A 19,325-nucleotide genomic window follows, 5' to 3' on the forward strand; every position below is an offset into this window, starting at 1 on the left:
AAAAAAGCAGCCCGCTGAATAGCGGGCTGCTTTTTTAGCTAGGTGCCGAGTTTTGTCTATTGACCTGTATTCTCAAAGGTTTTCTCAAAAACTAAGGTGATTTCACCCAGCGTTAAGCCAAATTTTCGCATAGCCGTTCGATTGATCAAGCGGCCATCCGGTTGCAGGTACATCCAATCATCCATGGTGAACGTAATCATCCGCCCGTCGATAGCAATCTCTAACGGGTAACGCATATGGAAAGCATGTCCATATTGGCGAGCTTTAACGTGTCCCTCCACGTCGCTGGCGGTGCCAACCCAGTGATGCGCGTCGATACGTTCAAACGTCCATACCCGTCGGTCGGTTTCACCATCTGAAAACACGAAGGACTCATCCAGCGTTAGTGTATCGGCCTCGTAGGTGCCCTGGATTTCCACCGTGAAGCGGCGCTGTACCTCACCAGAATAATCCTGCACCATGCCCCAAGCTCGCGTAGTCCCTGTAAAGTACTCGGCAATATCCAAGCGAGGCTCTGAATCAGCGTAATCTTCGATATCAACACCCACACAGCCAGTCAGCAGGAAGAGCAGTATGAAAAAGCTTATGCGCAGCGAATGGATCATGGCATCATTTCCTATATTAAAATGGGCTCAGGTACAGCTATGGTAAAATAATTTAACAGCATAGAGCAGCTAAGCTGTTGTAGCCACTGCGTCTTACTCGGGTTCGCTTAATATATATTATGTTAAATAAGGTAAATTGTGTGTCTGAATAATCGTGATGACGTTGGACACTAGTCCCCCATCTCCTTATTATTCCCTCCACCTATTTGTCCAAGGATATCTCTCGTTATGCGCCCAGGTGTTTTGTGGCTAATAGCTAGCTTGTCGCTTTCAATCGCAGGCTGTGCAGCAACCCAGCCAGAAACTAATGAACCGCCTCCCCTAAGCGAAGCGTCTTTCAATACTCGTATCCTTGAATTAGAAAGCCAATTGGCGCAGCAATGCGACACCCGTTCTGAGCTTCAGACACGCCAACTTGATCAGCAGCAGGTACTCACTGCCGACGTACGTGAAGTCGGTAGTTTGTTGCGTTCGCTACGCCAAGATGTCCAGCAGTTAGAAGCCCGTGGTGAAGAACCTGTCATCATCCGCGAAGAGTGTGAAGTTGATGAGACGCTAAGCACGAAAACGCTACTGGGTCGTAGTGAATGGGTTGGTTTTCCAAGCCTGGGTACCTACCTCAAGGCGCGAGTCGATTCAGGAGCTAATACCTCATCGCTGTCGGCCGACGAAATCACCCGCTTCGAGCGTGACGGTGAAGACTGGGTGCGTTTCAAACTAGCGCTAAACGACGACGATGTGGCCGTTGAGTCACAGCGTGATGAATGGGTAGAGGCGCCTATTGTTCGTCGGGTTCGTATTCTTCAAGCTTCTGGTGAAGAATCCCGCCCGGTTATTTCATTATTAATGACGTTGGGACCTATCCGCGAAAACGTCGAGTTCACGCTGAATGACCGCTCACATTTAGAGTATCCAGTGCTACTGGGTCGGCGCTTCTTAATGGATATCGCGGTAATAGACGTCGCCGATACTTACTTACATGACCGTCCCGAGTTTCCTGGTGGCGAGCCAGCCGATCAAGCTGCTGAAGATGAAGCAGTTGATGACGACGATACAGAAGAGTAACTGCTCTCCCCTGGCGCTTTACGTAGAAAGGAATCTCCATGTCACGGTTAATGTTTTATATTATTGTCGGCTTGCTGTTGGTCGCGGGTATTGCCACCAGCATACATCGCCATGTGCAGTTTGAAATCCCCTGGTTACCCGGTGAACAACGCCAAGTCTGGGAGATTGAAGCGGGCATAAACTTCAATGCTCAAGATGGTCCTGTGCAAGTCGATTTGGCGCTGCCTTCTCATCAGGCTGGCTATCGGGTATTAACCGAAAATACAGCATCGTCAGGGTATGGCTTGGCCTACCAAGCAGATGAGCTAGGCCGTACCGCGCAGTGGACGATTCGCGAAGCGGCTGGCAGCCAAACGCTATATTACTCTGTTCAAATGCTGGTATCGCAAGATGCCCGAGCACCGGCGCAAACGCCGCCTGAAATGACCCCAATAACGCCATGGGAAAGCCCTTATGACACGGCGGCTAGCCAGCTGATCGAACAAGCCTGGGCTCGCAGCGCCAATAACGCGACGTTTGCCCGGGAACTGATCCGAGACGTGAATGGTGAGCGTCAGGGTGAGAACGCGCGTCTTCTGTTATCTCAGGAAAACCCAGCAGCGCTGGTGGTCCGCTTGCTCAACCAAGCGGGTGTATTAGCGCGCGAAGTAAGCGGCCTGCTATTGGAAGATGGACGTCGCCGCCAAACACTTAGTAGTTGGATTCAAGTGTTTGACGAGTCTGGTGAGCAGTGGGCCATTTTTCATCCGCTGACAGGCGAGCAAGGCAAACCCGAAAACCTACTGTTGTGGGAAACGGGTGGTCGAGCTGTTTTAGAAGTACAAGGTGGCACCAACTCCCGGGTTACCTTCTCAATGATGACCCACGATCAGCCGGCTTCAGCCGCGGTGCGCAATCACTATTCCGAAGACACGCTGCTGAATTTCTCCATTCATAGTCTGCCGTTGGAAGAACAGGCGCTATTCCAAACTATCTTGCTGATTCCCATTGGTGCGTTAATGGTGGTGTTTTTGCGTGTGCTAGTGGGCATCAAAACGTCCGGGACCTTTATGCCGGTGTTGATCGCCCTCGCCTTCATTCAAACCACCCTTCCCACGGGTTTGATTGGCTTCCTGCTTATCGTCGCGGTCGGGCTGATTATCCGTAACTATCTCTCTTACTTGAACTTGCTGCTGGTGGCCAGGGTCTCCGCGGTTATCATCACGGTGATCGCGATCATTTCTATCTTTACTGTGCTGGCCTATCGCATGGGGCTGAGTGCTGGCTTAACGATTACCTTTTTCCCGATGATCATCCTTGCCTGGACTATTGAGCGGATGTCGATTTTATGGGAAGAAGAAGGTCCTAAACAGGTGTTGATTCAAGGTGGCGGTAGCTTGATTACGGCTATCCTTGCTTACCTGGCGATGAATAATCCCTGGGTGCGTCACATCACATTCAACTTCCTGGGCGTGCAGTTGATATTGATGGCGTTGATTTTGTTGCTGGGCAGTTACACAGGCTACCGCCTATTAGAGCTGCGCCGTTTCAAACCAATTACAGATGATGAGAAACCATCATGAGTTGGTTTAACAATTGGACCTGGCCAACGCGCTTGCGTGATAAGGGTATCATTGGCATGAATCGGCGTAATATTCGTTATATTGGTCGCTATAACAAACGCCGACTCTATCCATTAGTGGATGACAAGCTTAAAACCAAGCTGCTGGCTCAGCAGTATGGCATTACCACGCCAGAGCTAATCGGTACGGTGACGACCCAGTTTGGCGTAAAGCACATTGGTGCCATGCTCACGGGGCACGCAGGCTTTGTTATCAAGCCTGCCAAGGGAAGCGGTGGCAAGGGAATTTTGGTGATTGAAAAGGTGGAGGATAACGCCTTTATCAAACCCAGTGGTGCCAAGCTAACGCTTACCGATGTTGAGCGGCACGTGTCGAATATCCTCTCAGGGCTATACTCGCTGGGCGGCTCGCCTGATGTGGCGGTCATTGAAACGCTAATTAATTTCGATGAAAGCCTGATGGATTACACCTATGAAGGGGTTCCCGATATTCGGGTTATCGTCTTTAAGGGCTACCCTGTCATGGCCATGATGCGTCTCTCTACGGCGGCTTCTGATGGCAAGGCTAACCTGCACCAAGGGGCGGTAGGCGTTGGTTTGAACATTGCGACCGGCGCCGCATTGCGTGCCGTTCAGTTTGACCGGCCCTGTTTTAGTCACCCTGATACGGGGCACGACCTGGCTAGCTTGGTCGTGCCACAGTGGGAAACGCTACTAAATCTGGCGGCAGGCTGTTATGAAATGACGGGATTAGGCTACTTGGGAACCGACATGGTGTTAGACCGTAAATACGGTCCCATGCTACTTGAGCTTAACGCCCGGCCAGGGCTGGCGATTCAAATGACCAATGGGGAAGGCTTGCGCCGCCGTCTTGATCTTATTGAGCGTCAGCCTGATGGCGTGCCTGCAAAAGAGCGCGTTGCCTTTGCGCAGCACCATTTTGCTCGCCAAAGCGAACTGGTAGAAAGCCCTGACACCTCCTCCGCCAGCGCGTAGACTGATACGAGAGACTAGTGAAGAGAGCCTAGGCTAACCACGTTCAACGAGTTGCCCATGACCCAAGCGAATACACTACTGCAGCAGGCGGAGTCTCAATGTCATCTCCGCGGCGTTCGATTCACCCCTATCCGCCGGCGTGTACTTGAGCTAATTGCCGAAAACGGAGGTGGCTTGAAGGCATATGATCTGCTCGATAAGCTCTCTACGGAACACGCTGCTGCTCGGCCACCAACGGTTTACAGAGCGCTTGAGTTCTTAATTGATCAAGGCCTGGTGCATCGAATAGAGTCACAGAACTCCTACGTAGCCTGTGCATGTCCCGAGCATGTTCACGGCTTTCAGCTGCTCATTTGTCGTCACTGTGGCTATGTGGAAGAGCTGCATCTAGACGAGATAAGTGATCAACTGGTGGCATTGGCCAAGAGTCAAGGATTTAACGTTGAGCGCCAAACGATTGAGCTCCAGGGGCTCTGCCAAGATTGTCGAACAAGCTGATGTGTTGAGCAGCTATGTTAAACAGCTAGCGAGTAAACAGTATGTCCCGTTTTGACCAAGTGGCTCCAGACGCCCTTTTTAAGCAGCTTGAGCGAGCCACGCCTGATGATACTCTTCCCGCTGTCGCTACCCTACTGACGGCAGTTTGCTTTAATAGCGATGGCTTGATTCCTGCCATTGCTCAGCAGCATGACTCGAAAGAAGTCTTGATGATGGCATGGATGAATCGCCAGGCCCTTGAAGAGACGCTAACCACTCAGCGGGTCTGTTACTACTCGCGCTCACGGGGAAAATTGTGGCGCAAAGGTGAGTCATCGGGCCAGCAGCAGCTGCTTGTTTCTGCTGCGCTAGATTGCGATGGTGATACGCTGTTGTTGCAGGTCGAGCAAACGGGGCCTGCTTGCCACACCGGGCGGCGTAGCTGTTTCTATATTGCCGTGGATGGAGAGCAGGCCTCAATTACCAGCAAGCCGCTGATTGATCCTGACGATCTGTACGGCAAAAAAACCTAGTTCTGCCTATGCAAGCTATGACTCGGTTAATATCAGCCCTGCGCTCAGGTTCGCGCTGGGTATTGATGAAGGTGATGATTGGCTGCGTTAGAGTCTATCAATATACGCTTAGCCCCCTTTTAGGCCCACGCTGCCGCTTCTGGCCAAGCTGTTCGTCTTACACGATTGAAGCGATTCAGGTGCATGGGCCAATAAAAGGCGGCTGGATGGCCGTAAGGCGGATCGTTAAGTGCCACCCAGGCAATCCTGGCGGTATGGATCCAGTGCCCGGCGGCCGCAGCGAACAGCTTTGTCGCGAGGATGATGAGAAAGCATCGTCGTCCTCTTGCTGTGATCATCACCCTCGCTAGCTTGTTAGCCTACTTCTGCTGCGCTACTGCGTAGATCTTCTCCAGCATGGCGTGCAAGCCGTTGCTGCGCGTGGGTGAAAGGTGTTTATCCAGCCCCAAATCGGTCAAGAAGTGTGGCTCGGTGGCACGAATTTCAGCCGCTGTGCGCTCGTTATAAATACGCAGCAATACGGCAATCAGGCCGGATACGATAGCGGCATCAGACGTTGCCTTGAACACCAGCTTGTCTCCCTCCTCCTCATGGCGCATCCACACGTTTGACTGACAGCCCTGAATTTTAAGCTCCTCGATCTTCCACTCTTCTGGAAAGTCAGGCAGCTGCTTACCCATATCGATAATGTACTGATAACGATCCATCCAGTTATCAAATATCTCGAAATCTTCGATTAGCTCTTGCTGGGCCTGTTCGGCGCCGGAAGTGCTCATGCTATTTCCTTCTCTATTGGAATTGGCTGAATAGTGGCGACTGACATTTTGCGTCTCATTGAGCCATTATAACGGCTCAAAGGAGTCTTGAGGGAGGTTGTGTCCTGAAACAGTCAATCGATGGCGCTGCTGCTCGCGATGCCACTCGTTGTCTTCGCTGTGCAGATAGCGTGAGGTGGTATCGAGGCGCGCGTGACGGGCGCTTTCGGCCAGATGGCGCAGGCTAATGCCCGATTGAGCCTGATGGGTGATCGATGTGTGCCTTAACCAGTGCGGCGTTGCCTGGTTAAGCGCGGTCACATGTTCCGATGCTCCGTCGATATCTTCAAGTGCTTGTGCCGCCTGCTGAAACGTTGCGCGAATAAGCCGATAAAGCTGGTTATGGCCCAGGCCACGCTGTCCATCCAGAGCGCGAAGCACCGGTGCCTCAGCTTCAAACTGCTCAGGGTATTCAGACAATCCCAGCACATGGCGCCACTGGCGCAGACAATCCAGCATATCGTCAGGCAGCGGAATGCGTGCCATCTTGTTTCCCTTGCCCACCACATGCCACCACCAGCGCCCTTCGCTGCGCTGAAAATCCCCCATGCGCGCATCGGCCATCTCGCTAAGGCGCGGTGCCAGCAAATAGGCAAAGCCAAAGATAAAGCGCCGTCGTGCATGTTCAAAACGGGCACGACTGCCCTCCCCAGCCTCTAACGGGCTATTCAGCCACTCCCACAGCCACGCCCACAAATCACTTTCCAAATAGCGCTCAACACGCGGCGTTTGATTACTCAGGCGTCGCGATTTATCGCGCATCAAGCGAAACGGGTTGTGGTTAACCCACCCGGCTTCTACCAACCAAGCAAACATACCTTGCAGTATCACCAGGCTTTGACGGCGGCTAGCAGGAGACAAGGCACCACGAAATGGTCGCCATGCTGGATGGGTGCGTGGCTTTGAAGGCCCAACCCACTGCTCACTTGGTTGTGGGTCGGCGAGAAAGGCTTCAAAGCGGCGCAGGTTTTCGCGGTTGATATCGGCCAGCGTGTGCCTCTGGCTGGCAAGCCAGAGCAGCAACCGCTCCGCTTCGCGACGGTACGCTTTCCAGGTTTGTGGACTATCCACGTACTCTTCAAGCCATGCGGTCACTGCCTGGGCATCGTTTTGGGCGCTGATACGTCCGCCACTCGGCGACTCTTTCAATATCTGTAGTTGACCAGTGGGTGTCATAACTTCGTTCGCCATGCCCGTCCCTACTCTCTTCTTTTAGCCGGTTTTTGCATCCTCTTACCTTAAGTATGTCTCTGTAGTCATATAAATTCAAGATAATACGGGTAATCTTGAATTTATGCTTGTTTTCATAAATAAAATTACGTATTACATAATACGTAATTATTGCCTTTTGCACGACAAGTCCCGACAATAGTGGCTATAGAAGCTCTCAAGGAAGGATCATTTCATGGCCCGCAACGGCATTCAGTACAGCGATGTTCAACAAGCCATTGATGCCCTGCTGGCTCGCGGCGACACGCCCAGTGTGCAGCGTATTCGCGATGTGCTGGGTACCGGCAGCTTCACGACGATTAGTGATCACTTTCGCTTGTGGCGCAGTGAGCGGGAGCAGAATCGCGACGTGCCGCCGCCCAAGGGTGTGCCGGAAGTCGTGGTAACCATGGCTAGCGAGCTATGGCGCGAGGCCCAGGAGGTAGCGAATCAAACACTGCTCCACTATCGCGAAGATGCCAATCGCCAGGTTGCAGACGCCCAGCAGCTCGCAGAAAATGCAAAACAGCAGGCCGCTAACGCCGAGCAGCGCGAAAGCGCCCTCGCCGAGCATTTACGCCATATTGAGCAGCGCATGGAAGCGTTAAACCGGGAATTAGCTGCGAGTCAAACCAGTGAGCACCACTGGCACCAGCTTGCTGAAGCGTCACACAGTGAAGTCAATCAACTGAAGCAGGCGCAACAGCAGCTAAAGAGTCAGATAGAGGCGCAGCGTGATACGCATAGCCAAGCCCTTAGTGAGCAGCAGGTGGCGTGGGAGCAGCGGCTGGCACAAGAAGAGCTGCGTCATGAGGCAGCGGAAGGCAGGCTAATGGCGATGCTGGATAGTGCTCAACAGGCACGCGCCCAGGAGGAGAAGAGTTACCAAAAACGCCAGCTGCAGTCTGAGCAGCGTGTGGAGACATTAAGTCAGGAGCTAAAAACAAAGCAGCAGGCCCTGCATCAGCTGCAGTTGGAAGGCAACGAACGCGAGCAACGGCTTAGTGACCAGACGCAACAAATCACATCGCTTGAAAAGCAGTTGAAGGCGCTTACCCTACAGCTGGATGAGTCGAAGGTGGCGCTCAAGAAGCAGGCCCAACAGCATGCTGATCGCGAAACCGCGCTACAGCAAGCGTGGCAAGAGAAGTTGTGGAACCGTATGGAGGCGTTGCAAACACAGCTAACGGCGCTTCCCGACGCGCTTTCACATCAGAGTGCCAAGGGTAATGAGCCAGAACAGTGATCAAAGCTGCGTTCTTAAAAGACTGGCCTTAAAACGGAGAATATAAAAAAGCCCAGCTGTTAAAGGCTGGGCTTTTGGCGCGATACCGTTAGTTTAACGGTAGTAAGCGTTGGTCGTATCGGTATGGTCGGTGACGTCGCGAATGCCGGCAAGCTCCGGTATACGTTCCATCAGGGTTTTCTCAACGCCATCTTTCAGCGTTAAGTCGACCGCTGCACAACCCTGGCAGCCACCGCCAAAGGCAAGGACGGCGTACTGCTGTTCGGTCAGTTCAACCAACTTGATTTCGCCGCCATGGGCCGCCAGCCCAGGATTGATCTCGCTGTAAAGCACGTAGTTGATACGGTCTTCAAGGGGACTATCCGCATTTACCTTGGGCATTTTGGCGTTGGGTGCTTTGATCGTCAGCTGACCACCCATTCGGTCAGCATTGAAATCAACCACCGCTTCTTCCAAAAAGGCCAAGCTGTTTTTATCGAGAAATACATTGATTTTCTCGAGCTCCAGCGTGACATCGGTAGGCTCTTCTTCGCCGGGACGGCAGTAAGCTAGACAGGTTTCCGCGTAGGGTGTGCCCGGCTGAGTAATAAAAATGCGTACCGCAATACCTTCGACGTTCTGCTTTTCCAGCAGTTCTGCCAAGTATTCCTGCGCGCTGTCTGTGATATCAATACCTTGGGTATCGATTTTAGTATCTGCTTCGCTAGTCGTGGTCATGAGGGCTGTCTTCCTCCCGTGGTAGTGGCGGCGCCACTTCACATGTCATTTGTGTCTATGGTAAGCAAAACAGGGCGCTGACACAATCCCGACTGTTTTAGTAGGCTATTTAAGTGTTGCTTCGCAAGTTCGCGTATTGATTGTCTTTACTTATGCAACGTATAGCGCTCCCTAGGGGCGCCTTTTGCACTCCCTTTTGTTATCATTATGCGCCTTATAACGACAGATGCTGCTTTTCCGACGATAACAACATCCCCTTTGACGACTGTGACGCTGGAGAACTCCCCCTGCCATGGCTGATAGTGCTTTGATCGCGACCCTCACCCAACGCCTTGACGAACGTATCCTGATTCTGGACGGCGGCATGGGCACCATGCTGCAGAATGCCCAGTTGAGCGAGGAGGATTTTCGCGGCGAGCGGTTTAGAGACTGGCCCTCGGATCTCAAAGGCAATAATGATCTACTCGCGCTCACCTGCCCTGATGTAGTCACGCGGATTCACCGTGACTACCTGGAAGCCGGTGCCGACATTATTGAGACCAACACCTTTAATAGCACTCAGCTGTCACAGTCTGATTACGGTATGGAATCGCTGGTGGTTGAACTCAACCGCGAATCAGCGCGACTGGCCCGTGAGGTCTGCGACGCAGTGGCCGCCGAAACCGGCGTACCCCGCTATGTTGCGGGCGTATTAGGCCCCACCTCGCGCACCGCGTCGCTATCGCCGGATGTGAATGATCCCGCCAAGCGCAACGTCACCTTTGATGAGCTGCGTGAGAACTACTACGAAGCCGCCGAAGCGCTGATTGCAGGCGGTGCCGATCTGATCATGATCGAAACCATCTTCGATACGCTTAACGCTAAGGCCGCCATCTATGCCCTGGAAGAGCTGTTCGATGATCGCGGCGAGCGTTTACCGGTAATGATCTCCGGCACCATTACCGATGCCTCCGGGCGTACCCTTTCCGGACAAACGACTGAAGCCTTCTGGAACTCGGTACGTCACGCTCAGCCATTATCTGTTGGCTTGAACTGTGCCTTAGGCGCCGAAGAGCTTCGCCCTTATTTAGAAGAACTCTCTACCAAGGCCGACACTTTTGTCTCCGCGCACCCCAACGCGGGCCTGCCCAACGAGTTTGGTGAGTACGACCAAACGCCGGAAGAAATGTCCGAGATCGTCAGTGAGTTCGCCTTCAGCGGGCTAGTCAATATTATCGGCGGCTGCTGTGGCTCTACGCCTGAGCATATTCGCGCCATTGCGGATTCCGTGCGCGATATGGCGCCGCGGGTGATTCCTGAACGCAGCCGCGCGTGCCGTTTATCCGGTCTTGAGCCGTTCAATATTGAAGCCGGCTCGCTGTTCGTTAACGTTGGTGAACGTACCAACGTCACCGGCTCGGCACGTTTTAAGCGCTTGATAGTAGAAGAAGACTTCACCACTGCCTTGGAAGTCGCCCTTGAGCAAGTCGAAAGCGGCGCTCAGGTCATCGATATCAATATGGACGAGGGCATGCTCGAGTCCAAGGAAGCCATGGAGCGTTTTCTTAACTTGATCGCCGGCGAGCCGGATATCGCCCGGGTGCCGATTATGATCGACTCCTCCAAGTGGGAGATCATCGAAGCGGGCCTGAAGTGCGTTCAAGGCAAGGCGGTGGTGAACTCCATCTCGCTCAAAGAAGGCGAAGATGCCTTCCGCGAACAGGCAACCAAATGCCGACGCTATGGTGCTGCCATTGTGGTGATGGCGTTCGATGAAGCGGGCCAGGCAGACACCTTTGCGCGTAAAACCGAAATTTGTCAGCGCGCTTACCGTCTATTGGTCGATGAGATAGGCTTCCCCGCCGAAGATATCATTTTCGACCCCAATATCTTTGCCATCGCCACCGGTATTGAGGAGCACAATAACTACGCGGTCGACTTTATCGAAGCGACCCAGTGGATTCGCGAGAACCTGCCTCACGCGATGATTTCCGGCGGCGTATCTAACGTCTCGTTCTCGTTTCGTGGCAACAATCCGGTACGCGAAGCGATTCACTCGGCGTTTCTTTATCATGCGATCCGTGCTGGTCTCACCATGGGTATCGTTAACGCGGGTCAGCTCGCGGTCTATGACGACCTCCCCGCTGAGCTGCGCGACGCGGTTGAGGATGTGGTGCTCAACCGCCGCAGCGACGGCACCGAGCGGCTGCTGGATATTGCCGATAAGTACAAAGGCGACGGCAGCGGGGCTCCCAAAAAAGAAGACCTTGAGTGGCGTAGTTGGCCGGTTAACAAGCGTATTCAGCATGCGCTGGTTAAAGGGATTACGGTGTATATCGAAGATGACACCGAAGAAGCCCGCGCCCAGGCTGAGCGCCCTATTGAGGTCATCGAAGGCCCGTTGATGGATGGCATGAACGTGGTCGGCGATTTATTTGGCGACGGCAAAATGTTCCTGCCTCAGGTGGTCAAATCGGCACGAGTCATGAAACAGGCCGTGGCCTACTTGATTCCTTATATCGAGGCTGAGAAAAGCGAAGAGACCAAAGCCAAAGGCAAGATCGTCATGGCCACGGTCAAAGGCGATGTGCACGATATCGGTAAGAACATCGTTGGCGTGGTGCTGCAGTGTAATAACTACGAAGTGATTGATCTGGGGGTCATGGTTGCCGCCGATAAGATCCTGCAGGCGGCCAAAGATCACAACGCGGATATTATTGGTCTTTCCGGACTGATCACTCCGTCGCTGGATGAAATGGTTCACGTGGCCAAGGAGATGCAGCGTCGGGGTATGGATTTACCGCTTCTGATTGGTGGTGCCACTACCTCTAAAGCGCATACCGCGGTCAAGATCGAACCGCAGTATGAGCATCCGGTGATTTATGTCACCGACGCTTCCCGTGCCGTTGGGGTAGCGGGCAAATTATTGACGCCAGCTTTAAAAACACCTTACGTAGCCGAGATCCGTGAAGAGTACGAAAAGGTCCGCGAGCGTAACGCCAAGCGCCGCCCTAAAGCAGCAGACCTGGACTACACTCAGGCGCGCAAGCGGCGCTTCCGTACCGATTGGAACGCCCACACCCCAGCTGAGCCCAATATGCTGGGGCTAAAAACGTTTGAAGACTACGATCTTGAAGAATTGATTGAGCGCATCGACTGGACACCCTTCTTCATGAGCTGGCAGCTGGCGGGCAAGTATCCCAAAATCCTCGACGATAAGGTCGTTGGTGAAGCTGCCCACAACCTGTTTGAAGACGCTAAGGTCATGCTACGCAAGTTGGTAGAAGAGAAGCGCGTGCAGGCACGCGGCGTAATCGGCTTATGGCCCGCTAATAGCGTGGATGACGACGTGATCGAAGTGTATGCCGACGAGTCGCGCAGCGAAGTGATTGAACGCCTGCATCACATTCGTCAGCAAACGACGAAAGGACGCGACGGTATTTGCTACAGTCTGGCTGATTTCATTGCCCCAAAAGAGAGCGGCAAAGGCGACTGGATTGGCGGCTTCGCGGTCACTACGGGCCACGGCGTTCATGAGCTATCCAAAGCTTATGAGGCCGCTGGCGACGACTACAATGCGATTATGGTGCAGGCATTGACGGATCGCCTTGCGGAAGCCTTCGCCGAGCGCATGCACGAACGGGTGCGCAAAGAGTTTTGGGGCTATGTGCCGGAAGAAACGCTGGACAACGATGCCTTGATCGCCGAGAAATACCAGGGTATCCGCCCCGCGCCTGGCTACCCCGCCTGCCCGGATCACACCGAGAAAGCCACGCTATTCCGGTTGCTTGATGCCACTGAAAATACCGGTCTGGCGTTGACCGAAAACTTCGCCATGTGGCCCGCAGCGGCGGTTTCCGGCTGGTATTTTGCGCACCCACAGTCGAAGTACTTCTCCACCGGTAAAATCACCCGCGATCAGGTTGAGGCCATCGCCGCACGTAAGCAGATGCCCCTTGAGGAAATGGAGCGCTGGCTCTCCCCGGTGCTCTCCTACGACCCGAGCTGATTAATGCTGTTAGTCGCTCGCCGTCACGGCAAGGTTATTCGCCTTGCCTTACCTATCATGCTGGGCATGCTCTCCCAGAGCATGCTCAACTTGATCGATGCCGCACTGGTAGGGCATTTAGGCGAGGTAGCCCTTGCTGGCGTGGGAGTCGGCGGTTACGCCATGTTTATGCTCAGCGCTGTCGTGTTTGGACTCTCCTCAAGCGTGCAGTCACAAACTGCTCATCGCGTCGGTGCTGCCCACACAGAGATCGCCCACCCGCTTAGGTCGGGGCTGGTGATTGGGCTTGCAGTTACCCTGCCGCTTACTCTCTGGGCCTGGTGGCAAGCGCCGCTGCTGATTAGCTTGATTAGCCAAGCCGATGACGTTCAAGCCGTTGCGGTTGGCTATTTTCGTTGGCGGGTGGTGTCACTGATGGCCATTGCGCTAACACTCTGTTTTCGTGGCTACTGGAATGGTCGTCAACAGACGCATCTCTACTTACGAATTATTGTGGCGGTTCATTTGCTCAACGTGGTGGTCAGCGCCGTTTTGATTTATGGCCTGGGAGGCCTGCCTGCAATGGGGTCTAGCGGCGCGGGTGCCGGTACGACACTGTCGCTGTTTGTAGGCTTGATTGCGTGGTGCTGGGTAAGCATAAAAAGCCCCTCTAGCGCGCATTTTTTGACACACCTGCCAAGCTTAGCCACCCTGCGTACTACTCTGGTTCTTGCCGCCCCCCACTCTTTGCAGCAGCTGTTGTTCGCAGCGGGTTACGTGGTACTCATTGGGGTATTAAGCCAGCTGGGCACGGCCAGCGTTGCGGTGGGTCATGTGTTGATTAATCTGTCGCTGTTGCTGATCTTGCCCGGAGTAGGGGTTGGCGTTGCGGCCATGAGCCTGGTGGGTGAAGCGCTAGGCCGGGATGCTCAGCAGGAGGCCCACCGCTGGGGGCTAGATGCGCTGCGGGTCGCCTGGTTGCTCCTGCTTGTTCTGGCGCTGCCGATGCTGCTTGTGCCCGAGCAAGTACTCGCACTCTTTTTTACCAACAGTGAGCTAGTCGCGCTGGGTAAACTTCCGCTGCAGCTAACCGGCGTGATGATTGTGCTGGATGCCGCCGCTCTGGTGCTTGCCCAGGCGTTAATGGGCGCAGGCGCCCAGCGCACGGTCATGATGCTAACCCTGGGGATGCAGTGGCTGCTTTTTTTACCCCTGGCCTGGTGGGTGGGGATTGGCTTAGAACAGGGTTTATTAGGTATTTGGCTTATGCAACTGCTTTACCGATTGATAAACTCAGCCGGTTTTTTATGGGTATGGCAGCGCCGCCGCTGGCTTGCCCCCGCTTTCTAACTCGTTGACTAGCCCATGATATGTGTTCTAAATAGCTTTTAGAGATAAAAAGATAATTATATATTCTTTTGTAGAATATGACGCCCGCGTTAAGGTGACACAATATTAACGTCCGTCTCAACGTGACCATTTCGCTTTTTAGCAGGATCGTGCCACATGTACCGTTATGATATTCACGACCAAACACTGGTTGATGAGCGTGTCGCTCAGTTCCGCGACCAAATGGAACGCTACCGCGCTGGGCGTTTGGGTGAAGAAGAGTTCCGCCCATTAAGGTTGCAGAACGGCCTCTATATTCAACGCCATGCGCCCATGCTGCGCATTGCGATACCTTACGGCATGCTGGCGGGTAATCAGCTACGTGCCCTTGCTGAGATTACTCGTCGTTATGACCGTGGTTACGGCCACTTCACCACACGACAGAATCTACAGCTGAACTGGCCCGCCCTTGAGGATGTGCCGGATATTTTGGCAGATCTGGCCAAAGTACAAATGCACGCGATCCAGACCAGCGGCAACTGTATCCGTAACACGACCAGCGACCAGTTTGCTGGTATCGCCAATGATGAAGTGGAAGACCCGCGCCCCTGGTGCGAGCTGATTCGTCAGTGGTCTACCCTGCACCCTGAATTTGCCTACTTGCCGCGTAAATTCAAAATCGCAGTCAGCGGTGCCGCACAGGACCGCGCCGCGATTCAGGTTCACGATATTGGCCTGCGTCTGTGGCACAACGCTGACGGTGAGCTGCGCATTAAAGTTTTGGCCGGCGGTGGGCTTGGCCGCACGCCAATGATTGCGGACGTGGTACGCGAAGATCTGCCCTGGCAGCACCTGCTGACCTATCTGGAAGCTTGTGTGCGGGTTTACAACCAGTTCGGTCGTCGTGACAACAAGTTCAAGGCGCGGATCAAGATTCTCGTCAAAGCACTGGGCATCGAAGAGTTCCGCCGCCGGGTTGATGAAGAGTGGGCACACCTGAAAGATGGCCCGCAAACACTCAACCAGGCGGCTGTTGATGCAGCCAAACTCCACTTCCCTGAGCCAGATCGTCGCCCGGTTGCCGAGAACGCCAACGAAGCGTTCGACCTACTGCGCGCTGAAAACCGCAGCTTTGCACGCTTTGTGACCAATAACGTTTCGGATCATAAGGTGACCGGCTATAAGGCCGTAACGCTTTCTCTGAAACGCCGTGAGCACGCACCTGGTGATGTTACCGCCGACCAGATGGAAGCCGTCGCTGATTTAGCTGACCGCTACAGCTTTGGTGAAGTGCGCGTTACCCACGAGCAGAACCTGGTGCTTTCTGACGTACCGGTCGATGAGCTGGAAGCGCTATGGAAAGAGCTTGAAGCGCTGGGTATGGCGAACCCCACGGTAGGTACGCTTAACGACATAATCTGCTGCCCTGGCGGCGACTACTGCAGCTTGGCTAATGCGGTCTCTATTCCTATCGCTCAAGCGCTGCAGGAGCGTTTTGAAGATCTAGACTTTCTGTATGATCTTGGCCCACTGGATCTGAATATCTCCGGCTGCATGAACGCCTGTGGCCACCACCACGTTGGCCATATTGGTATCTTAGGCGTGGATAAAAAAGGTGAAGAGTTCTACCAGATATCGATTGGCGGTAACTCCACCGATGATGCGTCACTGGGTAAGATTCTAGGCCCGTCCTTTTTCCGCTCTGATGTGCCGGATGTCGTCGAAAAAGTGTTGGAAGTCTATGTGGCGCAGCGCCATGAAGACGAGCGCTTCCTGGATACTTATCGCCGTATTGGCTTAAAACCCTTTAAGGAGCGTGTCTATGCCTAATAGCCCTGAGCCTAATAAAACAGATGAGACGCAAACTGAAGCAATTGAGCAAACGCCAGTACATGTTGATCATTTGATAGCTAACGGCGAGCTAGCGGCAGAGAACGCTTGGTGTGTCTCCTACGAGGTGGAAACGCTTCCTGAACAGCGCCCGGCGTTTGTACCGCTGGCGCTGTGGCAAGCCAATCAGGAGGATGCCGAGCTGGCGCCACTGCTCACCAGCGACACCGAACTGACAGCCGAGTTGGCGCAGCAGCTTGGCAACGCCCAGGCTATTGCGATTGACTTTCCTGCCTTCACCGATGGGCGTGGCTACAGCCTGGCGCGCCTGCTGCGCGAGCGCTACGGTTATGAGGGCGAAGTTCGTGCCGTGGGCGATGTGCTGGTAGATCAGCTGGACTACATGCGACGCTGCGGGTTTTCGAGTATGGCATTGCGCGATGATCAGCACCCAGAGGATGCCCTGCGTGCGCTAAGCTTTATCAGCGTTCGCTACCAGCCTGATGTGGAAGAGCGTCAGGCGCTGTTTGAACGCCGCTTAACCGCTAGCGAGTAGTTTAACAATGACGTAAAAGGGCAGCTTCGGCTGCCCTTTTTGATGGTTAGGTCAGCAGATTAGCCTCGTCGCTTCTGCTGGCGCTCGCGGTTATTGGCTTTGGCACGGTCACTCTTGCGCAGCATGACCCAGGTGGCGCCTAGCCCCCCTTCTGAAGACTGGGCGGATACATACGCCTGAACTTCCTCAAACTGGCTGAGCCACTTGGCAAGATAGGAACGCAGCACGTTGGCAGGACTGTCGATTTCGCGCCCCCGGCCATGAACAATCATGACTGAGCGCAAGTCATGTGCATAAGCTTCCTGAATGAACGGGAACAGCATTCGGCGGCACTCACTTAAGGGTCGCCGCAGCAGGTGCAGCTGTGATTGAACGCTATAACCGCCGTGCTTTAATTTATCGACCACGCCTTGCTGAATACCCTCACGCCGATACTCCATCGGGTCGAACGGAGGAAGCAGGTCGACAAAGTCATCGGATAGAAAGTTGCGCGCCCCCATCTCCTCTTCCGCCCATTCACGGCGAGCCAGCTGCGCCTCAGAAGGCCTTTTGCGATTAGCGCCAGGGTCTGCACGATTGCTTGGTGGTAGTGGCTTAACGTCGCCGATGAGATCACGAAAATCCATATCATCACGAAGTGGCTGATTCATTGCAGGCTCCTCCGGCAGGATCAAAAGACCATCTATGCTACATAAATAGCCTAGCAAATCTGACCACTTTGCTTAAGCAGATAAAATAAGTCGATTACTCAGGATGTGAAGCATAGCGCTCAAAACATGGGGCTTAAATTATAGAGCTTGTTTTCACCAAGTTGGCACGCCAAGCTATGCAGCCACTTTTTCATCATCAATCCGAGGCGCTTTGGTTTGGCTAAAATGGTGTGGCTTAAATGCCTTTTTGTTATCGCTGGCGTGGGGTTGCTCAGTCTAGCGGGATGGTTATGGTTAACCATGCTGAGCCCGTGGTTTTACGACCGCCCAGAGGACCTGGCCGACATCGAACAGCGCCCTCACCAGGTCTTCGTTTATGGCACGCTGCGCTATGCGCCCATTCGCTTGGTGGTTATGGGCAGTTTCGGCGTCCCTGAAAAGGCCACTTTGGAAGACTATCAACGCGATGGGTTGGACCTTTCCCCCCAGCCTGGGAGTGATGTAGAAGGCCTGCTGCTCCATGTGGATGCTGATGAACTGGCCCGCCTTGACCGCTATGAACGGCTGGGTATTCGCTATGAGCGAATGGAAATCACCCTCAGCGATGGCACCCGCGCCTGGGTATATCTGCGTTTACCGGCGCTAGAAAATACGTTTGTACCGGACGCGGACTTACCAATAGCTCTGGTACCATAGGCAACCATGTTATGCGCTATTTGCGTGACAGCTTCCATGATCCTAGCCAGGAATAATGATGAGTGAAATGACTCCGTACGTTTTGGTGCTCTACTACTCCCGCTCTGGGGCAACGGCCACCATGGCGCAGCAAATTGCTGCTGGTGTAGAAAGTGTGCCCGGTATTCAGGCGCGCTTGCGAACAGTGGCACCGGTTTCAACCACCTGTGAAGCCGTCGATCCCGAGATTCCTGAGCAGGGCGCGGTCTACGCTGATTTGGACGATTTACGCAACTGCAGCGCACTGGCGCTCGGTAGCCCAACACGATTTGGCAACATGGCCGCGCCGCTGAAATATTTTATCGACTCTACCAGTAGCCTCTGGATGAACGGTGCGCTGATTGATAAACCCGCCTGCGCTTTCACCTCGACATCAAGCCTGCACGGTGGCCAAGAAAGCACATTGCTAACCATGCTGGTACCACTACTGCATCATGGCATGGTCTATTCGGGCGTGCCGTACAGTGAAACCACGCTGCTGGAAACTCACACCGGCGGTACACCCTACGGTGCCAGCCACTTGGCCGGTACGCGCAGCGATCGCTCGGTGGATGAACACGAGCGCGCGCTATGCGTGGCCCAGGGCAAACGCATAGCGCGGCTCGCCCTCGCCCTGGACGCTATGCGTCAGGAGGCATTATGAGACAGTGGTTAGAAGACGTAGAAGCCCGTCATGGGATTGATAAACTCACACAGCGAACCCGCCAACTGGTGTTGGCCAGCTTTGCTATTTTATTGGTGCTGGTTATTTACCGAGGCTTTCTAGTACAAGGCGACGAGTTTAACTGGCGCCCGGTGTTAGCCTTTGTCCTGCCCCTGGTACTGTTCCTGCCCTCTATCATTGGCCAGCGAGCCCGTGGCCATGCGTGGCTGGCATTTGTCAGCCTGCTCTATTTTACTCAGGGGATAATGTTGGCAACGTTGCCCGGACAAAGTACGCGCGGGCTTTTAGAAGCGGCCGTTTCGCTGGCTCTATTTGCGGGCTGCATGGGCTATGCGCGTTTCCGTAGCCGGCAGCTACGTCAATAAATAAC

General features: G+C 54.0%; 19 protein-coding genes. 14 read left to right on the forward strand and 5 right to left on the reverse strand.

Annotated elements, in window-relative coordinates:
• Window positions 1-56 precede the first annotated feature (56 nt).
• On the reverse strand, window positions 57-605 hold the full coding sequence (locus tag ACXUPB_RS10970; RefSeq protein WP_336273075.1) for a DUF3833 domain-containing protein: 549 nt from the start codon (window positions 603-605) through the stop codon (window positions 57-59).
• A 228-nt stretch (window positions 606-833) separates the two neighbouring features.
• Here ACXUPB_RS10970 and ACXUPB_RS10975 point away from each other — a divergent pair, with 228 nt between their 5' ends.
• From ACXUPB_RS10975 to yidD, 6 genes are read left to right on the forward strand one after another with little or no spacing between them, the layout of a single operon-like run.
• Window positions 834-1,670, forward strand: coding sequence for an ATP-dependent zinc protease family protein (locus ACXUPB_RS10975; RefSeq protein ID WP_179915110.1), 837 nt, complete (start codon window positions 834-836; stop codon window positions 1,668-1,670).
• A gap of 38 nt (window positions 1,671-1,708) precedes the next feature.
• Window positions 1,709-3,232 (forward strand): inactive transglutaminase family protein, encoded by a 1,524-nt coding sequence (locus tag ACXUPB_RS10980; RefSeq protein WP_339935289.1) that lies wholly within the window; start codon window positions 1,709-1,711, stop codon window positions 3,230-3,232.
• Window positions 3,229-4,227 (forward strand): alpha-L-glutamate ligase-like protein, encoded by a 999-nt coding sequence (locus ACXUPB_RS10985; protein ID WP_035558183.1) that lies wholly within the window; start codon window positions 3,229-3,231, stop codon window positions 4,225-4,227. The genes ACXUPB_RS10980 and ACXUPB_RS10985 overlap by 4 nt, the downstream gene beginning before the upstream one ends.
• Before the next feature lie 57 nt (window positions 4,228-4,284).
• On the forward strand, window positions 4,285-4,725 hold the full coding sequence (locus tag ACXUPB_RS10990; protein WP_035558180.1) for a transcriptional repressor: 441 nt from the start codon (window positions 4,285-4,287) through the stop codon (window positions 4,723-4,725).
• A gap of 41 nt (window positions 4,726-4,766) precedes the next feature.
• Window positions 4,767-5,237, forward strand: coding sequence for a phosphoribosyl-AMP cyclohydrolase (hisI, locus tag ACXUPB_RS10995; RefSeq protein WP_035558177.1), 471 nt, complete (start codon window positions 4,767-4,769; stop codon window positions 5,235-5,237).
• A 17-nt stretch (window positions 5,238-5,254) separates the two neighbouring features.
• On the forward strand, window positions 5,255-5,587 hold the full coding sequence (gene yidD / locus ACXUPB_RS11000; protein WP_082072684.1) for a membrane protein insertion efficiency factor YidD: 333 nt from the start codon (window positions 5,255-5,257) through the stop codon (window positions 5,585-5,587).
• Window positions 5,588-5,596: 9 nt separating this feature from the next.
• On the opposite strand, the gene ACXUPB_RS11005 is transcribed toward yidD, so the two are convergent.
• Complete coding sequence (locus tag ACXUPB_RS11005) at window positions 5,597-6,013, reverse strand: SufE family protein (RefSeq protein ID WP_035558174.1); 417 nt, start codon at window positions 6,011-6,013, stop codon at window positions 5,597-5,599.
• Between the two features lie 66 nt (window positions 6,014-6,079).
• Window positions 6,080-7,243: a tyrosine-type recombinase/integrase gene (locus tag ACXUPB_RS11010; RefSeq protein ID WP_035558172.1), complete on the reverse strand. Its 1,164-nt coding sequence runs from the start codon at window positions 7,241-7,243 to the stop codon at window positions 6,080-6,082.
• A 214-nt stretch (window positions 7,244-7,457) separates the two neighbouring features.
• Between ACXUPB_RS11010 and ACXUPB_RS11015 the strand changes: the two genes are divergently transcribed.
• Entirely contained in the window at window positions 7,458-8,507 is a 1,050-nt protein-coding gene (locus ACXUPB_RS11015; RefSeq protein ID WP_472952372.1) for a DNA-binding protein, read from the forward strand.
• A gap of 93 nt (window positions 8,508-8,600) precedes the next feature.
• Here ACXUPB_RS11015 and nfuA read toward each other — a convergent pair whose 3' ends face one another.
• Entirely contained in the window at window positions 8,601-9,224 is a 624-nt protein-coding gene (gene nfuA / locus ACXUPB_RS11020; RefSeq protein WP_035558166.1) for a Fe-S biogenesis protein NfuA, read from the reverse strand.
• A gap of 292 nt (window positions 9,225-9,516) precedes the next feature.
• Between nfuA and metH the strand changes: the two genes are divergently transcribed.
• The 4 genes from metH to ACXUPB_RS11040 all read left to right on the forward strand — a co-directional run bounded on the left by metH (window position 9,517) and on the right by ACXUPB_RS11040 (window position 16,906).
• Window positions 9,517-13,212: a methionine synthase gene (gene metH / locus ACXUPB_RS11025; RefSeq protein ID WP_472952374.1), complete on the forward strand. Its 3,696-nt coding sequence runs from the start codon at window positions 9,517-9,519 to the stop codon at window positions 13,210-13,212.
• 3 nt (window positions 13,213-13,215) lie between these two features.
• Window positions 13,216-14,541, forward strand: a complete 1,326-nt coding sequence (locus tag ACXUPB_RS11030; protein WP_472952377.1) for an MATE family efflux transporter — start codon at window positions 13,216-13,218, stop codon at window positions 14,539-14,541.
• A gap of 156 nt (window positions 14,542-14,697) precedes the next feature.
• Window positions 14,698-16,350: a nitrite/sulfite reductase gene (locus ACXUPB_RS11035; RefSeq protein WP_472952379.1), complete on the forward strand. Its 1,653-nt coding sequence runs from the start codon at window positions 14,698-14,700 to the stop codon at window positions 16,348-16,350.
• On the forward strand, window positions 16,343-16,906 hold the full coding sequence (locus ACXUPB_RS11040) for a DUF934 domain-containing protein (RefSeq protein ID WP_472952382.1): 564 nt from the start codon (window positions 16,343-16,345) through the stop codon (window positions 16,904-16,906). Before ACXUPB_RS11035 ends, ACXUPB_RS11040 begins: the two co-directional genes overlap by 8 nt.
• Window positions 16,907-16,965: 59 nt before the next feature.
• On the opposite strand, the gene smrA is transcribed toward ACXUPB_RS11040, so the two are convergent.
• On the reverse strand, window positions 16,966-17,556 hold the full coding sequence (gene smrA / locus ACXUPB_RS11045; protein ID WP_008957944.1) for a DNA endonuclease SmrA: 591 nt from the start codon (window positions 17,554-17,556) through the stop codon (window positions 16,966-16,968).
• A gap of 300 nt (window positions 17,557-17,856) precedes the next feature.
• Here smrA and ACXUPB_RS11050 point away from each other — a divergent pair, with 300 nt between their 5' ends.
• From ACXUPB_RS11050 to ACXUPB_RS11060, 3 genes are read left to right on the forward strand one after another with little or no spacing between them, the layout of a single operon-like run.
• The gene (locus tag ACXUPB_RS11050; protein WP_472952384.1) at window positions 17,857-18,252 is read left to right on the forward strand and encodes a gamma-glutamylcyclotransferase family protein; all 396 of its coding nucleotides are present in this window, start codon (window positions 17,857-17,859) and stop codon (window positions 18,250-18,252) included.
• A gap of 58 nt (window positions 18,253-18,310) precedes the next feature.
• Window positions 18,311-18,934 carry an NAD(P)H:quinone oxidoreductase gene (wrbA, locus tag ACXUPB_RS11055; RefSeq protein WP_472952387.1) on the forward strand — a complete coding sequence of 208 codons (624 nt, stop codon included), beginning with the start codon at window positions 18,311-18,313 and terminating at the stop codon, window positions 18,932-18,934.
• Window positions 18,931-19,320, forward strand: a complete 390-nt coding sequence (locus tag ACXUPB_RS11060) for a DUF2069 domain-containing protein (protein ID WP_472952389.1) — start codon at window positions 18,931-18,933, stop codon at window positions 19,318-19,320. The genes wrbA and ACXUPB_RS11060 overlap by 4 nt, the downstream gene beginning before the upstream one ends.
• Window positions 19,321-19,325: the final 5 nt, after the last annotated feature.

It is taken from the genome of Vreelandella sp. DA03-1M, from assembly GCF_055725665.1.

Coding starts and splice junctions, on each gene's coding strand:
- ACXUPB_RS10975 (WP_179915110.1), top strand. CDS start 834: ATGCGCCCAGGTGTTTTGTGGCTAATAGCTAGCTTGTCGCTTTCAATC.
- ACXUPB_RS11005 (WP_035558174.1), bottom strand. CDS start 6,013: ATGAGCACTTCCGGCGCCGAACAGGCCCAGCAAGAGCTAATCGAAGAT.
- ACXUPB_RS11010 (WP_035558172.1), bottom strand. CDS start 7,243: ATGGCGAACGAAGTTATGACACCCACTGGTCAACTACAGATATTGAAA.
- hisI (WP_035558177.1), top strand. CDS start 4,767: ATGTCCCGTTTTGACCAAGTGGCTCCAGACGCCCTTTTTAAGCAGCTT.
- metH (WP_472952374.1), top strand. CDS start 9,517: ATGGCTGATAGTGCTTTGATCGCGACCCTCACCCAACGCCTTGACGAA.
- ACXUPB_RS11040 (WP_472952382.1), top strand. CDS start 16,343: ATGCCTAATAGCCCTGAGCCTAATAAAACAGATGAGACGCAAACTGAA.
- ACXUPB_RS11060 (WP_472952389.1), top strand. CDS start 18,931: ATGAGACAGTGGTTAGAAGACGTAGAAGCCCGTCATGGGATTGATAAA.
- ACXUPB_RS11015 (WP_472952372.1), top strand. CDS start 7,458: ATGGCCCGCAACGGCATTCAGTACAGCGATGTTCAACAAGCCATTGAT.
- yidD (WP_082072684.1), top strand. CDS start 5,255: ATGACTCGGTTAATATCAGCCCTGCGCTCAGGTTCGCGCTGGGTATTG.
- ACXUPB_RS11050 (WP_472952384.1), top strand. CDS start 17,857: ATGCTGAGCCCGTGGTTTTACGACCGCCCAGAGGACCTGGCCGACATC.
- ACXUPB_RS10980 (WP_339935289.1), top strand. CDS start 1,709: ATGTCACGGTTAATGTTTTATATTATTGTCGGCTTGCTGTTGGTCGCG.
- ACXUPB_RS10990 (WP_035558180.1), top strand. CDS start 4,285: ATGACCCAAGCGAATACACTACTGCAGCAGGCGGAGTCTCAATGTCAT.
- ACXUPB_RS10985 (WP_035558183.1), top strand. CDS start 3,229: ATGAGTTGGTTTAACAATTGGACCTGGCCAACGCGCTTGCGTGATAAG.
- ACXUPB_RS10970 (WP_336273075.1), bottom strand. CDS start 605: ATGATCCATTCGCTGCGCATAAGCTTTTTCATACTGCTCTTCCTGCTG.
- ACXUPB_RS11030 (WP_472952377.1), top strand. CDS start 13,216: ATGCTGTTAGTCGCTCGCCGTCACGGCAAGGTTATTCGCCTTGCCTTA.
- smrA (WP_008957944.1), bottom strand. CDS start 17,556: ATGAATCAGCCACTTCGTGATGATATGGATTTTCGTGATCTCATCGGC.
- ACXUPB_RS11035 (WP_472952379.1), top strand. CDS start 14,698: ATGTACCGTTATGATATTCACGACCAAACACTGGTTGATGAGCGTGTC.
- wrbA (WP_472952387.1), top strand. CDS start 18,311: ATGAGTGAAATGACTCCGTACGTTTTGGTGCTCTACTACTCCCGCTCT.
- nfuA (WP_035558166.1), bottom strand. CDS start 9,224: ATGACCACGACTAGCGAAGCAGATACTAAAATCGATACCCAAGGTATT.